The organism is Streptosporangium sp. NPDC004379 (genome assembly GCF_042873875.1).
Lineage (GTDB): Bacteria > Actinomycetota > Actinomycetes > Streptosporangiales > Streptosporangiaceae > Streptosporangium.
This window is the reverse complement of sequence record NZ_JBIAMC010000004.1, coordinates 533,969-547,731: the sequence shown is the minus strand read 5'-3', so window position 1 is coordinate 547,731 and position 13,763 is coordinate 533,969. Positions and strand designations below refer to the sequence as shown.

10 protein-coding genes are annotated in these 13,763 nt (G+C 72.0%); 5 read left to right on the top strand and 5 right to left on the bottom strand.

Annotation, left to right across the window (positions count from 1 at the left end; all coding sequences use genetic code 11):
• From ACFYSC_RS12315 to ACFYSC_RS12305, 3 genes are all read right to left on the bottom strand, one after another.
• On the bottom strand, window positions 1–329 hold a 329-nt coding region (locus ACFYSC_RS12315), incomplete at its 3' end, for a transposase (protein ID WP_389960297.1).
• Window positions 330–391: 62 nt separating this feature from the next.
• Window positions 392–3,565 (bottom strand): hypothetical protein, encoded by a 3,174-nt coding sequence (locus tag ACFYSC_RS12310; RefSeq protein WP_389960295.1) that lies wholly within the window; start codon window positions 3,563–3,565, stop codon window positions 392–394.
• Between the two features lie 290 nt (window positions 3,566–3,855).
• The gene (locus ACFYSC_RS12305) at window positions 3,856–7,212 is read right to left on the bottom strand and encodes a LamG-like jellyroll fold domain-containing protein (protein ID WP_389960293.1); all 3,357 of its coding nucleotides are present in this window, start codon (window positions 7,210–7,212) and stop codon (window positions 3,856–3,858) included.
• A 310-nt stretch (window positions 7,213–7,522) separates the two neighbouring features.
• On the opposite strand from ACFYSC_RS12305, the gene ACFYSC_RS12300 reads away from it, so the two are divergent.
• The 3 genes from ACFYSC_RS12300 to ACFYSC_RS12290 all read left to right on the top strand — a co-directional run bounded on the left by ACFYSC_RS12300 (window position 7,523) and on the right by ACFYSC_RS12290 (window position 10,627).
• A complete protein-coding gene (locus ACFYSC_RS12300) occupies window positions 7,523–8,779 on the top strand; it encodes an FAD-dependent monooxygenase (protein WP_389960291.1) in 1,257 nt (418 codons plus the stop codon).
• 112 nt (window positions 8,780–8,891) lie between these two features.
• Window positions 8,892–9,437 carry a SigE family RNA polymerase sigma factor gene (locus tag ACFYSC_RS12295; RefSeq protein WP_389960289.1) on the top strand — a complete coding sequence of 182 codons (546 nt, stop codon included), beginning with the start codon at window positions 8,892–8,894 and terminating at the stop codon, window positions 9,435–9,437.
• Window positions 9,434–10,627 (top strand): hypothetical protein, encoded by a 1,194-nt coding sequence (locus ACFYSC_RS12290; RefSeq protein ID WP_389960287.1) that lies wholly within the window; start codon window positions 9,434–9,436, stop codon window positions 10,625–10,627. Before ACFYSC_RS12295 ends, ACFYSC_RS12290 begins: the two co-directional genes overlap by 4 nt.
• A 57-nt stretch (window positions 10,628–10,684) precedes the next feature.
• Here ACFYSC_RS12290 and ACFYSC_RS12285 read toward each other — a convergent pair whose 3' ends face one another.
• Together ACFYSC_RS12285 and ACFYSC_RS12280 are read right to left on the bottom strand one after the other, a co-directional pair.
• Window positions 10,685–11,563 carry a DMT family transporter gene (locus tag ACFYSC_RS12285; protein WP_389960285.1) on the bottom strand — a complete coding sequence of 293 codons (879 nt, stop codon included), beginning with the start codon at window positions 11,561–11,563 and terminating at the stop codon, window positions 10,685–10,687.
• A 273-nt stretch (window positions 11,564–11,836) separates the two neighbouring features.
• Window positions 11,837–12,199 carry a VOC family protein gene (locus ACFYSC_RS12280; protein WP_389960283.1) on the bottom strand — a complete coding sequence of 121 codons (363 nt, stop codon included), beginning with the start codon at window positions 12,197–12,199 and terminating at the stop codon, window positions 11,837–11,839.
• 222 nt (window positions 12,200–12,421) lie between these two features.
• Here ACFYSC_RS12280 and ACFYSC_RS12275 point away from each other — a divergent pair, with 222 nt between their 5' ends.
• Both ACFYSC_RS12275 and ACFYSC_RS12270 read left to right on the top strand, forming a co-directional pair.
• Window positions 12,422–13,147, top strand: a complete 726-nt coding sequence (locus tag ACFYSC_RS12275; RefSeq protein ID WP_389960281.1) for a 2OG-Fe(II) oxygenase — start codon at window positions 12,422–12,424, stop codon at window positions 13,145–13,147.
• A 97-nt stretch (window positions 13,148–13,244) separates the two neighbouring features.
• Window positions 13,245–13,727, top strand: a complete 483-nt coding sequence (locus ACFYSC_RS12270) for a hypothetical protein (RefSeq protein WP_389960279.1) — start codon at window positions 13,245–13,247, stop codon at window positions 13,725–13,727.
• Window positions 13,728–13,763: the final 36 nt, after the last annotated feature.

Sequence of the window (13,763 nt, the reverse complement as noted above, 5' to 3'; positions counted from 1 at the left end):
CCGGGTGAGTCCTTACCGTCCTTGGGAAAGCCGGTGTCGTCGATCACCCACGCGTGCGGGGCGATCACCTCGGCCGCGCGGACGGCCAGGCGCCGGCGTACCGCGCAAAAATCCCAGGTGGAGGAGGTGACGAACTGCTGCAGCCCCTGATGATCCACTCCCAGCCGCTCGGCCATCGGCTGCATCGACTTGCGACGGCCGTCCAACAGCAGGCCCCGCAGATAGGTCAGGCCCTTGGCCCGCTGGTCAGAGCGGGTCAAGGGAGTGAACACCTCAGCAGCGAACGTCTCCAGCCGCTGACGGATATGAACGAGCTGTTCGGGGGTCACGCCCGCATCGAACCATCACCCGGACGACCCGACCAGCCACAACAGCCTGACCTAACAAAGCACTAGTAGGTGGTGGTCAGCTTCGTGCCGGCCGCGTCGGTCTCGCTGGTCATGCGCCCGTAGGCGTCGTAGGTCTTGACGGAGTCGGTGACGGCCGAGCCGTCGCCGGCCACGGTCTGGACGGTGGTGATGTCGCCCTTGACGGGCGCCTGGCCGTACGGCCCGCCGTCGAACTGCATCCGCTCGTCGGAGATCACCTCGTCGGCGGCGAGTTTCGCGACGCCGGCGCCGCACCCCGCGGCGACCTTGTGGATCCTGCTGGTGTAGTCCAGCAGCCACGCCGTGGTGTTGCGGGCGTAGGTGTAGCGGGTGCACTGGTCATCGTCACCGGTGGCCAGGTCGCCCTTCTCGTCGACCTGGGTGAGCATGCCCTGGGTGTCGTAGGAGCGCTCCTCCCCGGTCCGCCGCCACGTGCCGTTCTCCAGCAGGGTGCGGGTGGCCATGGATTTCGGCGCGACGATGTGGGCGAGCTTGGTGACGCCGCCCTGGGAGGACTCGGCGGTCTTCAGCGACCACGGCTCCTCCAGCGTGGAGGTCGTGATCTTCCCGCCGTCGCCGTCGTAGAGGGTCTCCTCACGTTCGAACCCGGCGTACTGGTCGAGGTCGTCCAGCTTGCCGCCCTCGGAGTCGGTGACCTGGGACCGGCGCTTGGAGCCGTCGGACTGGCGGTCGCCGTCCATGCCGCGGAAGTACCGGAACTCGGTGAGCGTGCGCTCGGTGTCCTGTCCGTCGCCGCCGCGGACCCGGACCCTGCCGAACCCGCGCCAGTCCGACCAGGTGCGGTGCTCGGGCTTGACGAGGATGTTGTCGGCGTAGTGCCAGGCGGCGCCGTCGAGATACTCGTAGTCGGTGACGACCGGCGGCGACTGGGCGACCCGGTCGATCTCCAGCGTCTGCGCCACGACGTACTTGTGGAACCAGTCGGTGACCTCGCCCTCGTTCGGCGGAGCCCACCGCTGGGGGAAGCAGAGCCTGGCGTTGCGGTCGGCGGTCGGCACGTCCCCGGGCTTGCAGTCGGCCGGGGCGTAGCCGACCCGGAGCTCCCCGCCGCTCTCGTTGTTCACCGTCTGGACGCGCCACTTGACGAGCGGCGCGCGTCCCTCGTTCGCGTCGACCCTGTTGGGCAGCTGGGTCCCGCCGAAGGTGATCTTCGGCAGGGTGATGGTGCCGCCCACGTGGCCGCTCTGCTGGACGGACGCCAGCCACAGCGACGGGCTGAGGCCGTCACCCGTCGCGGGGAAGGAGTGCGTCAGCGTCCAGGAGTCGACGTCGCAGTACGGCCGGCCCGAGCACTTCGCCGTGTCGGTGTTGAGCACCTGGGTGGTGACCTTCGCCAGGCGCAGCCGGGTGAAGAACGTCGGCGACAGCCGGTCGGTGCACTTCTCCCCCGAGCCGCAGATCTGGTCGAAGGGGACGTCGGGCCAGTGGCTCGCCGTCTCCTTCTTGAGCTGGTCGGCGGCGCAGGTGACCGTTCCGCCGGGTACGCACCGCTCGGCGACGTCGAAGACGACGCGGGACGCGGGCGACCTGGTGAACAGCTCGTTCCGCAGATAGCCGTAGTCGATCCGCTTGAGGTATCCGCCGCGCACGTACTCGGTGCCCTGCTCGGGCTTCATGTTCCGTCCGTAGAAGTTCTTCTCGGCCCCGTACCAGTAGGTGGTGGCGTTGCCGTGCGTGTCGACGGCGAGGTCGAGGTTCCAGCGGTACGCCTGCCGGCACCAGGAGGACGCCGCGTCGCTCGTGTGGCAGGGCTCGCCGCTGTTGTTGCCGAACACCGGAACCGTCCACGCCGACCCGGTCTCCGGCTTGCCCGACGCCCAGCCGGGCAGGCGGTTCAGGCCGAAGGTGTACTGGGTGCCGTCGTCGGTGGTGACGCGCCAGTGCTCACCGTTGTCGTCGCCGTTGACGGCGCCGGTGAGGTGCTCGACGCGGGTGCCGTCGTCGCGCCTGGGCCGCCACTGCTTGGTCGTGGCGTCCTTGACCAGCTCGACGGAGGAGTCGCCGAGCGACATGACGGCGTTCTCCTGGTCCCAGCACAGGTCCCCGGTCTTCTTGCCGTCGATCATGCACGACTTGTAGCGGCGTTCGATGTAGCCGCTGGGGTTGAGCTCGAAGCCCTCTCCCACCCACGACGGCTGGTTGTTCGTCGAGACGGTACGGCCGTCCACGCTCTGCGAGGAGTAGGCGAGGGACATCTCCGGCTCGTCACCGCCCAGCGCGGGGGGCGCCCGCAGAGCGTAGTCCCAGCTGAAGTCACCCGACTGGGTGCCGACGCTCCACTCGGCAGAGGGGGCGAGCGAGGTGGCCGTGTGGTCGCCCGACGGTCCGGACGGCGCGGCCTGCAGCGCGTACAGCGCCGGCATGTCGACGTCGGCGGACAGCGTGCCGTTCTTCGCGTCGTTGTCGGACGGCATCGGTTCGGGCTGCGGACAGGCGGTCGCGGCTGCGGGCGCGGCCGTCCGATCCGCGGCCGCCGGGGCCGCGGGGGTCAGGGCGCACTCGCCCAGTCTCACCAGTCGCAGTCTGGCGCCGTAGTCGCCGCCGAAGGCGTACCGGAAGCCGGAGTAGTCGATCTCCAGCCGGGTCCTCCCCTTCGCGGCCGCCAGCCCCTGGCTCTGGCTCTGCCCCGCCGTCACCCGCAGGGCGAGGCCGAGCAGCCCGGACGACGCGGTGTCGAGCAGTTCGACGCGGACCTTGTCGGGGGTCGCCGCCGCGACCTCCTCACCCGCCTTGCCGTCCTCGGCCCTGGCGGTCTCCGTCGTCTTGGTCTCCGCCGCCTTGGCGGGCTCCGCGGCCTTGGCGGGCTTCTTCGGTGGGACGATCCGTACCGGGAAGTCGGCGGACAGGGTGCGCGCGCCGGTGCCGCCGGTCGCGTCCAGCTCGACCGCCTGCGGTTTCGGCCAGACGACGCCCGGTGGCGTCTTCCACGCCTGTCTCTCCGCCGGATCGGCCGTCCTGGGCAGTACGGGGACCCGTTTCCCGAGGACCGGGGTCTCCCGCTGGACGGCGGGGGCGGAGCGGGGCGCGGCGCTCGCGGGCGTCGCGTGCACCAGCGGCGCCACCACGACGACGGCCAGCGTGGCCGCCAGCCGCCGGGGCCACGGCGACCGGCGTACGGGATGCGTCAGACGGTTCCAGTAGGACTCCGGAGGATCCGGATCATGTGCCAGGTTCACTGACTTCACCCAATCTGTGGGGGGTCGAACAGGGGTGACGGGTTGGACGAGGCGGGTCGAGGCGGGCCGGGCCAGGCCGGGTCGAGGCGGGCCGGGGAGGTGGACGGCCGGTCCGGAGGCATGGGAGAGAACCGGCCGGTGAACGGCCGGAAGGCGGGGGACGGTCGGAGAGCCGGTGGGTCAGCCGGTGGGTCGGTGGGTCGGAAGCCCGGGGCCGGGGCCGCCCGGCGGAGCGCCGGGCGGCCGGGAGATCCGTTCGGTGGGTCGCTTCGGTGGGTCGCTTCGGTGGGTTACTGGGCGGCCAGCTGGGCGATCTGTTCGGCGCTCAGCACGCCGTCATAGGCACGGACGTCGTCCACGATCCCCGGCCAGTGGCCGGTGAAGACGCCCGCGGACTTGGCGCGGCCCAGTTGCAGCGGGCCGGTGGCGTTCCAGGCGCTCACGTGGGCGGTGACCGTGCTCACGGACAGCCGGCCGTTCACGTAGACGCGCAGCTCGCCCCGGAGGGGGTCGTAGACCCCCGCCACGTGGGTCCACTCGAACGGGGCGGGCACGTCGTCGGAGCGCGTCCGCACCATCGCGGCGGTGTCGGTGTCGGCGGCGGCCATGCCGAGGGTCCAGCGTCCCTTCTCCTTGTCATAGCCGAGCTGGAACCCGCTGGCCCTGTTCCCGGCCTGGGAGACGGCGGCCGCGTCGCGGGTGGGCAGGTAGTCGAGCTGAGTCCAGGCGGCGACGGTGAACCCCGACGCGGTGTTGACGGCCGGACGGGCGGTCTGCGCGTGGCCCGCCGTACCGTCGAGGGCGAGCGCGCCGTCCAGCCAGCCCTCGGACCATGACGCGCCGCCGCCCAGCGTCGCCGCCGACGCCCGGCCGGAGGAGTCGGCGGCGACGCCGCCGGTCCCCTCGTCCAGCTTCCAGTGCCCGACCAGCGTCGCAGCGCTGTTCACCAGGTCGGCGACCTCGTCGCCGAACATGGCGCGCCCGTGGACGCGGACGTCGTCGACGTCGCCCGGCCAGAACTCCGTCTCCGCCCAGCCGGCCTTCGCCCTGCCGATCGTCAGGGGTCCGGTCGCGTCCCACGGCCGGGTGAACGGGACCGTCGACTCCAGGCGGCCGTTGACGTAGAGGGACAGCTCCCCCACCGCCGTGTCGTAGACGCCGGTCAGGTGGGTCCACTCGCCGGGTCTCGGCGCGGACGCCGACAGCGCCCGCACGACCGCCGCCCCGTCGGTGTCGGCGACGGCACGGCTCAGCGCCCACCGGTCGTCGGCCTTCGAGTAGCCCAGGGAGAAGCCTCCGTTCCGCGTGCCGTCCTGGCCGACCGCGGTCGCGGCGGCGCCGGTGCCGGTCAGCCGCACCCACGCGGCGACCGTGAAGTTGCCCAGGGTGGACACGACGGGGCCGGTGGTCCGCGCGTGGCCGCCGGCGCCGTCGAACCGCAGCCCCGTGCCCGTCCTGCCGGAGGTCCAGGCGGCCGAGCCGTACAGGGTGGCCGGGTGGGCCCCGGCGCGGTCGGCGGCCACCCCGCCCTGCCCGTCGTCCAGGGTCCAGTGCCCGTCGGGGCCGGAGCCCGGGTTGACATTGAACACGTAGGTGCGGATCGGGCTCTGGTGTCCCGCGCGGTCCTTGCTGCGCACCGCGAGCACGTTGGGGCCGTCGTGGCGGGGGGTGAGCCGGATCGTCGCCGGCCCGCCCGTCTGGCCGGCCGCGACCTCCGTCTTGGGAGCGGTGTCCAGCCCGTAGACGTAGGCGACGACGTCGGTGACGTCCGCCGGGGTGAACGTGAAGGAGCCGGTCCGGCCGACGCCGTCGCTCCAGCCGGTCTCGGGGTAGTCCTGCGAGGTCACCCCCGGCTCCCGGCCGGGCGCGGAGGCGTCGACGGCCATCTCGCACCAGGGGCTCCACGCGCTGTCGATCCTGCCGTCCTCCGCGCGGACCCGCCAGCGGATCACGGCGCCGTCACCGAAGGTGCCCTGCGGGACGGTCGCGGAGAAGGCGCTGCCCGTTCCCTGCGAGTCGGTGAGCCGCTCCCCGATCTTCGTGCCGGAGGCGGTCCACCACTCGAACCGTCCCCTGACCGCGTTGTCGGCGTCCCGCAGCTTGGCCCACAGCTTCGGCGTGGTGGTGCCGATCATCGGCCGCCCGTCGCCGGTGACGCAGTCGCCTCCCGGGTCCGACCAGGTGTCGGCGGCCACGGGCGCGGCGGGCGGCGAGTTGTACTCGATCACCAGGCTGGGGTTGTTCTTGAACTTCTTCCAGGCGTAGACGTCCGTCTCGCTCGTGGCCCTGATCCCGATGGTGATGTTGGGCCAGCTCTTCGCCGCGGCGTCGGCGGCCTGGCCGGTGACGTCGAACTCGACGCCGCCGGGCAGGCAGGACGGTCCCCAGCCCTTCGCGACGTTCACGGTGTCGAGGAGCTTCACCCAGGCGGGCTGCTTGCTCCAGGTGGTGCTCTTGCTGATCGTGTTCGTGGCCCAGGCCTCGACCTTCCGCGCGCCGCACGAGTAGGACCAGGTCTCGTACGTGCGCAGCGTCGCCTTGATGATCTGCTTGCCGTGGATGGCCGTACCGGTGTTCATCTGGAAGAACGACCTGTTGGTCTGCCCGGAGACGTGTCCCGCCCTGGCGACGTCGCTCGCGTTCAGGAAGTTGGACGAGGGGTGGTTGCTCCAGACGGCCGTCCAGGCCCCGCGGGCCGCGGAGAAGAACGGGTCGAGGTAGACGGGGAACCTGGTCCCCGGGTCCTCGATCATGCCGCGGTGCGGTCTGAGCACCAGCTTCCCGCCGGTGAGTTCGAGGCCCATCACCTCCTGCCGGGCACCCGGGGGGACGCCCTCCCTCGCCGCCGCCGCGGTCTCCGCCGCTCCCTCCCCCGCCGCACGCGCGGCCCCCGCCTCCGGCTTGCCCGTGGCCGCGAGACCCGAGGAGTCCCACATCAGCGGCGGCGAGGCCGTGAAGACCGATCCGCCGTTCCCGTCGACCGCCTCCAGGTTGCCGCCCGCGATGGACCTCAGCGACAGCCCGTCGGCCGAGATCGGGAAGTTCAGCTCGGCGAGGGCCTTGTTCCGTGCGGCGGCCCGCGACTTGACCACGAGGAGGTGGGAGAATCCGTCGACGTCCGCCCTGACCTGGAGGTCCACCCCGGGGAGCACCTCGGGATAGGTCGCGGTGTCGTCCTTCAGCACGGGCTTCGGCAGCGTGCCGGGCCAGCCCAGCTCCAGTGTCCTGTCACCGCGCGCCATCCGGGCGAGCGGCGCGTCGCCCCCGCCCGAGAACGTCAGGCCGACCGCCGTGGCGACGGGGGCGATCGTGCCGTCGGGACGGGCCCGGAGCGTCGGGTCCACGTCCACCCACCGGCCGTCCTGCCGCACCCGCACCGGGCGCGCGTACTGCTCCAGCGTGAAGGCGCCGTCGGGCCCGGCGAAGACCTGCCGCGTCTCCGTGCGCATCGCGGTGACCTCGACCGGCTTCCCCGTCCGGCGGGCGAGCGCCGCCGCCGGTTCCTCCCCCGGCTGTCCCGTACGGCCGGCGAGCGCCCCTGCCGGTTTCCCCGCGGGACCCTCGTCCCGCTGCCCCACGACGGCGTCCGTGGTCTGTCTCCACGTGCCGGCGACGGCCTCCGAAGGGTTGAGAGGCGTCGCGGCCACGCCCGCCAACATCACCACGACCAGTCCACGAGCTAAGCGCATCGGCCCTCGCCGTCGTCAAGCTGGGACGTCGCGCGGCCGATGGCCGCCCGGCGTCTCCATGATCTTCAATTGCCAAGCGGATTGTCACCCGTGCCAAGGGGGCCGTCTAGATCTTGTGACACATTTCTTCAGAATCTTCTTCTTCCTGAAGAAAACTGCCATCGAGCGGCCCGGCCCGCCCGTCGTGCCCCTCTTCCCTGGAACTACATTTGTAGTGAAACTACAGACGTAGTACCGTCACTACATCCGTAGTGACGAAGGAGGAACCGTGGCGCACGCGGTGGTGGTCGGAGCGGGGATCGGCGGGCTGACGGCGGCGGTGGCACTGCGGCGGCGCGGCTGGGAGGTCACGGTGTTCGAGCGGACGCCGTCCCTGGAACCGGTCGGCTCGGGGTTGGCCATCGCCGCCAACGCGCTCCGGGCCCTCGACACGATCGGGGCCGGAGACGACGTCCGGCGGCTGTCGGCGGTCCAGGGCGAGGCCGGCGTCCGGCGCGCGGACGGCCGGTGGCTGATGCGGACCACCGAGGAGGCCACCTCCGCCCGGCACGGCGACTCCATCGTGCTGCTGCGCCGCGCGGACCTGGCCGACGCGATCACGGCCCGGCTGGAACCCGGCGTGATCAGGCTGAACTCCACGGTCACGGCGGTGGACCCGTACACCGGCCGGGTGACCGTCCGGACCGGCGACGGCGAGGCGACCGAGGTGACGGCCGACCTCGTCGTGGCGGCCGACGGCATCCGCTCCCCGATCCGGGCCGCGTTGTTCCCCGGCCACCCCGGCCCGGTCTACTCCGGGGTGACGAGCTGGCGGCTGCTCGTCCCCGGCGGGGGCAGGCCCGGCCGGACGTTCGAGAGCTGGGGCGAAGGCAAGGTCTTCGGCGTCATGCCACTGGCCGGCGGCACGGCCTACTGCTACGCCACCGACGCCGTCCCGGCGGGTGGGGACCCCGGGGACGGCGAGAGCCGCCGGGCCGAGCTGCTCCGCCTGTTCGGCGGGTGGCACGACCCGATCCCGGCGCTGCTGGAGGCGGCCCCGCCGGAGCTCGTCCTGCGCAACGACGTCCACCACCTGGCCACCCCGCTGCCCGCGATGCACCTCGGCAGGGTGGCGCTGCTGGGCGACGCGGCCCACGCCATGACGCCCAACATGGGCCAGGGCGCCTGCCAGGCGATCGAGGACGCCGTGGTCCTCGCCCACGTCGCGGGCGACGGCGACGGCCCGGCCCGCACGACGGGTGCGGCGGGCACGGCCGGAGCGTCGGGCGGAACGGGGACGGCCGGCGCGGCGGGCGTGGACCTGGCCCCGTACACCGCCGCCCGGCTGGAGCGGACCACCCGGGTCACCGCCAGGTCGGCGTCGATCTGCCGGACGACGCGGATCCGCAACCCGCTGGCCGTACGGCTGCGCGACACGATGATGGCGCTCGCCTGGCGTCTCGGCGGCGAGTGGATGACCGCCGCGATGGACGAAGTGCTCGGCTGGACCCCGCCCGAGCCCGCCGGAGCGCGAAACGGGTCCTGAGACCGGCCGGCCGACTTCCGGTTCCGCTCTCACGGCGCCCCGCCATGCAACGGTTTCCGCGCCTGGTCTCTCTCGGAAATGAGGGAACGACGAAAGGCAAGGACAAGGACTGTTGGAACCTGACCCCCGTTTCGCGGAGTTCGTCACCGAACGCGGTGACGCGTTACTGCGCTACGGCTACATGCTGACCGGTAACCCGCATGACGCGGCCGACCTGGTCCAGGAGGCGCTGCTGAAACTGCGCGGCGCCTGGCATCGGCTCCGCCTGAAGGAGAACCCGGAGAGTTACGCGCGCACCACGATGGCCAGGCTGCACATCGCCGCCTGGCGGTTGCGCAGACGCGAGCAACTCGCCTGGGATCCGCCGGACCGCGAGCACCACGACCCGCTGCCCAGTGGAGACGAGCGAAGGATGTGGCAGGCGCTGGCCGGCCTGCCGCGCAAGCAGCGCGCGGTGCTGGTGCTGCGTTACTACGAGCAGCTCGACGACACCGAGATCGCCGCCGTGCTCGGGATCTCGCGCGGCACGGTACGCAGCCAGGCCGCCCGCGCGCTCGGCAAACTCCGTGGCGCCGTCCCGAGTGGCGCCGCGCCCGGTGACGCCGCCCCGGGTGACGCCGCCCCGACCAAGCCGATGATCAGGGAGAACACGCGATGACCGAGGTCGAGGAGACCCTACGCCGTACATTCGGCCAGGTCGCCGACCAGGCGCCCAGGTTGCCCGGACAGCTGCCCGAGCGGCTCGAACGGATCCATCGCCGCAGGAGGCAACGGATCCGGACGGCGCTGGCCGCCGCGGTGGTCGCGCTGGTCGCGGGCGGGGCCTTCGTCGTGGTCGAGCCCGGGGGCGACACCATGACGGCGATGACCGCTCCGGAGGCACGCTCCGCGACCCCGGCCGAGCACGTGGAGAAGGTCTGGCCGGAGGCGGTGCGGAAGGTCCCGGCGAAGGGGCCCGATGGAGCGTCGTGGCGGCCGGAGACGTTCGTCGACGACCGCACGCTGCTCGTGACGGCTCCGGCGGGATTCGACCAGCCGACCGCCGTCTACGCCTACGGTCTCGACGACGGATCACGGCGTAAGATCGCCGATCTGCCGTCGTCCGCGGACGCGGCGGGTGGCGCCAATGGTTTCGCCGTGGGCGACGGACACGTGGTGTGGTGGACCGCGACGAAGGATCGCATCGCGCACCTGTGGGCCGTGCCGGTGAGCGGCGGGACGGCGAAGCGCGTCGCCGATCAGGGCATCAAGGAGGGGGACGGCAGCGGGATCGACGCCGTCGCCGTGGCCGACGGAAAGATCGTCTTCTCCCTCTACGTCGGCGGGGTCTTCACCGTCCCCCTTGAGGGCGGCGCGGTGGAGCCGGTCGAGGGAGGCGCCGGGATGCACCTGCTGGCCTGGCCCTGGATCGGCACGCCGGGGCGGGGAGGCGAGCCGCACGGCACCGTGTTCGCCCGGATCCTGAACGTGCGGACCGGTGAGACCAGAAGCTTCGTCACCCACCCCGGCGAGACGATCCGTTCCTGCGGCGTGACGATCTGCCTGGGAAGCACCTCGAACTTCCAGACCTTCTTCCGGCACCGGGACGGTTCCTCGCAGAAGACGGTGCCCTCCGGGGTGTCCGGTGCCGTGCCGCCCACCCAGGACCGCTTCTACATCTCGGCCTACGGTGACAAGAAGCTTGAGGGCGTGGGACTGTACGACCTGAAAACCGGTAAATCCGGATATCTAGGTATTAAGGGTGATGGCTCTTCCATCGGCCTGCCGCCCGAGGACTCCACCGGAAGGCTCCTCAGCTACACGCTCGGGGACGATCTCTACTTGATCGATCTGGCCGGGATCCGGTGATCCGGCGGCCCAGGGAACGCCCGAGGGACACCCGGGAGGCGTTGCCGGGTCCCGGTGCTAAGCCGCCCTTGAGGGTGACGGGGAGGTGACCGGCGCGACCTCGGGGACGGGGGTGCGGCCGTGGTCCGGGGAGAGCCGCCCCAGGGTCACGGTCCCCCAGATCAGCAGCGCCGAGGCCAGCAGGGCGGGGATCGCGTCGGCGGCCCCGCTCGGCAGCGCCTCGTCGAGCAGCAGCGCCCCGGCGAGGACCGAGGTGATGGGGTCGACCACCTGGACCGCGGCGTAGGCGATCCCGAAGTAGCCCATCGCGTAGGACTTCTGCAGCAGCACCACCGCGCAGACCAGCAGCACCGGGATGGCGAGCGTGAACCAGGTCAGCAGCCTGCTCAGGTCGCCCTGGAGGTCGCCGCCCACCACCCGGACGAAGGTGGACACGCTGGCCGTCACCGCGCCCGCGCCGACGGACATCAGCAGTGCCTTCGCCGGGCCGCGCGCCCTGCGGGCGGCGAGGTGGGAGATCAGCACGACCACCCCGACGCAGCCCAGGAAGCCCAGCGCCTCGGTGTTCGTCATGTGCGGGACGCTGGGGTGGACGGGGACCAGCAGCATCAGCCCCAGCAGGCCGACGGCCACCGCGATCGACCCCAGGATCTCCGCCCGGTGCGGCCGCCTGCCGTGCAGCATCGCCGCCAGCGGCACGGCGAACACCAGGGTCGCCACGCTGATCGGCTGCACGATGACCAGGGGGGCGAGGCTCAGCGCGACGGCGTGGAGGCTGGCCCCGGTGAACCCGATGACGCCGCCGATCCACCAGCGGGGACGCCGCATCAGTTTGAGCGAGGCGCCCTCGGAGACCGCCTCGAACTGCTGGAGGGCGGCGCCGAGCGCGTAACCCAGCGCGCCGACCAGGGCGATTGACACGCCGACCCAGATCATCGCCACTCCCCGAGGCCGAGCGGGACGGGGGAAGGCGATGGCAATCGGGTCATTACTTCAGCTTAGGGGGCCCGGCGGGGAAGTAAGCGCCAGGTCATGTCCCGACAGATACCTCTTGGCGGTGGAAACCTCCTCTATCCCCCGGGCCCCCGCACCGCGGGACGTCCCTCCGCCCGGCGCGCGGCCCTGCCCGCCCTCCGGGATCGTGTCCGGCCCTTCAGGGTCATGCCGGGCCGGCCGGGGTCGCGCCGGTCCCGCCGGACGGCGTGAGGGTCAGTCCCGCTGCGGGCAGACGCAGAAGAGATGTCCCTCGGGATCGGCGAGGACGACCCACTGACCCTCACCGGGCTGGAAGTCCGGCTTGGAGGCGCCGAGCTTCAGGTAGTCCTCGACCGCCTGCGCCACGTCCGGGACCCGGACGTCCAGGTGGAACTGCTTGCCGGGCCCCGGCCACGCGGCCGGCCTGCGGTCGAGGTTCTGCTGGAAGTAGATGGTCATCGTGCCGTCGCCGATCCCGGCGTAGGTGTCGTCGGCGTACTGCACCTCGTAGCCGAAGACCTTCGAGTAGAACTCGGCGAGCCCACGGGGGTCGGCGCAGTCGATGTTCACGGCGAGGAATTTCGCGGTCATGGTCATGTGCCTCATCGTGCCGCCCGTACCTGCCATGTGCTGTCAGGTACAGGAAAGGGGCCGGTCCTTCCTGACCGCCATGGCCGCAACGCGACGTCCGGAACCCGCCGGAAGCGGAGGCCGGACAGGCGTTATACAGGGAAAAGGACGTGTTCCGCCGCCCGTACGCCCCGATCCCGACCCGGGTGCTCCGGTGGGTGCGCACCGACCCGACGCCGAGGAGTGACCATGCCGACACCGATGACGACCACCCCGCACGAACGCGTGGCGGGCACCGACTGGGCCCGCCTGGCCGAGGAGATGGACGCCCACGGCTGCGCGCCGACCGGTCCGATCCTCACCGGGGACGAGTGCCGCGAGATCGCCGGACTGTACGACGAGGTCTCCCGGTTCCGTTCGACGATCGACATGGAACGGTTCCGCTTCGGTCGCGGCCAGTACCGCTACTTCGACCGGCCCTTCCCCCACTTGGTGGAGCAACTGCGGCAGGCGTTCTATCCGCGGCTCCTGCCCATCGCCCGCGACTGGGCGACCAGGCTCGGCAGGCCGGCGCCGTGGCCGGACACCTTGGACGAATGGCTCGCGATGTGCCGTGCCGCCGGGCAGACCAGGTCGACGCCGATCCTCCTGCGCTATCGCGACGGCGACTGGAACGCCCTGCATCGCGACCTGTACGGAGACCTGGTGTTCCCGCTACAGATCGTGATCGGCCTGGACCGGCCGGGCACTGATTACGACGGCGGCGAGTTCCTGCTGGTGGAACAACGGCCCCGGGCCCAGTCACGGGGCACGGTGACCCTGCTTCCGCAGGGCCACGGGCTTGTCTTCACCACCCGTGACCGGCCGGTCGCCTCCGCACGAGGCTGGTCCGCCTCTCCGGTACGGCACGGCGTCAGCACGGTACGGCGCGGCCTGCGGCACACCCTCGGCCTGGTCTTCCATGACGCGGCCTGACGTCCTCCTCCGACGCTCACGACAGAACGGCCACCCGGCCCACGCGGGAACCAGGGGGCGGCACGCCCTCGGAACGGCCTCGCCGCTGCTTCACGGGATGCGGGCCACCGAGACGATCACGCCTCCGCACACGGCCGCCGAGCTGGCCGCGCTGCTCGGCCTGCTGCGCGCCCGGCGCCCCGGGATCCGGACCGTCACGGTCGGTCACAGCCGTGACGCCGTCTCGACGGCCGCCGCGGCGGCGTTCGCCGACGCCTGGGACGGGGAGATCCTCGCGGTGGTCGACTGGCCGGAGGAGGCCGCCTCCTGGCTGCGCCCGGCCCGGCGTTTCACCGAGGGCGCCCCGGACGCCTGGGTGGTGGCCGGCATCCCCCTCGGCTGGGCCCAGATGAGCCGCCGCCTGCGGCACAGCACCGGCTGGCGGCCGGAACGGACCTTCGGCTTCGCCTCCGTCACGCGAAGCGCGTCGCTCGCCGGTCCCGGAACGCTGCGGGGCCTGCGTGGTGCCGCGTTCGACGGCGGCACCTGGGAGATCGGTCTCGACCTGATCACTTTCTTCCCTCCGGAGACCGCGCGGTGACCGTGACACGACGCCCGCGCGGTCACCGTCACACAA

Excerpts from the sequence above, each read along its gene's own strand:
- ACFYSC_RS12290 (WP_389960287.1), top strand. The coding sequence starts at position 9,434 with ATGACCGAGGTCGAGGAGACCCTACGCCGTACATTCGGCCAGGTCGCC.
- ACFYSC_RS12285 (WP_389960285.1), bottom strand. The coding sequence starts at position 11,563 with ATGATCTGGGTCGGCGTGTCAATCGCCCTGGTCGGCGCGCTGGGTTAC.
- ACFYSC_RS12280 (WP_389960283.1), bottom strand. The coding sequence starts at position 12,199 with ATGACCATGACCGCGAAATTCCTCGCCGTGAACATCGACTGCGCCGAC.
- ACFYSC_RS12275 (WP_389960281.1), top strand. The coding sequence starts at position 12,422 with ATGCCGACACCGATGACGACCACCCCGCACGAACGCGTGGCGGGCACC.
- ACFYSC_RS12270 (WP_389960279.1), top strand. The coding sequence starts at position 13,245 with ATGCGGGCCACCGAGACGATCACGCCTCCGCACACGGCCGCCGAGCTG.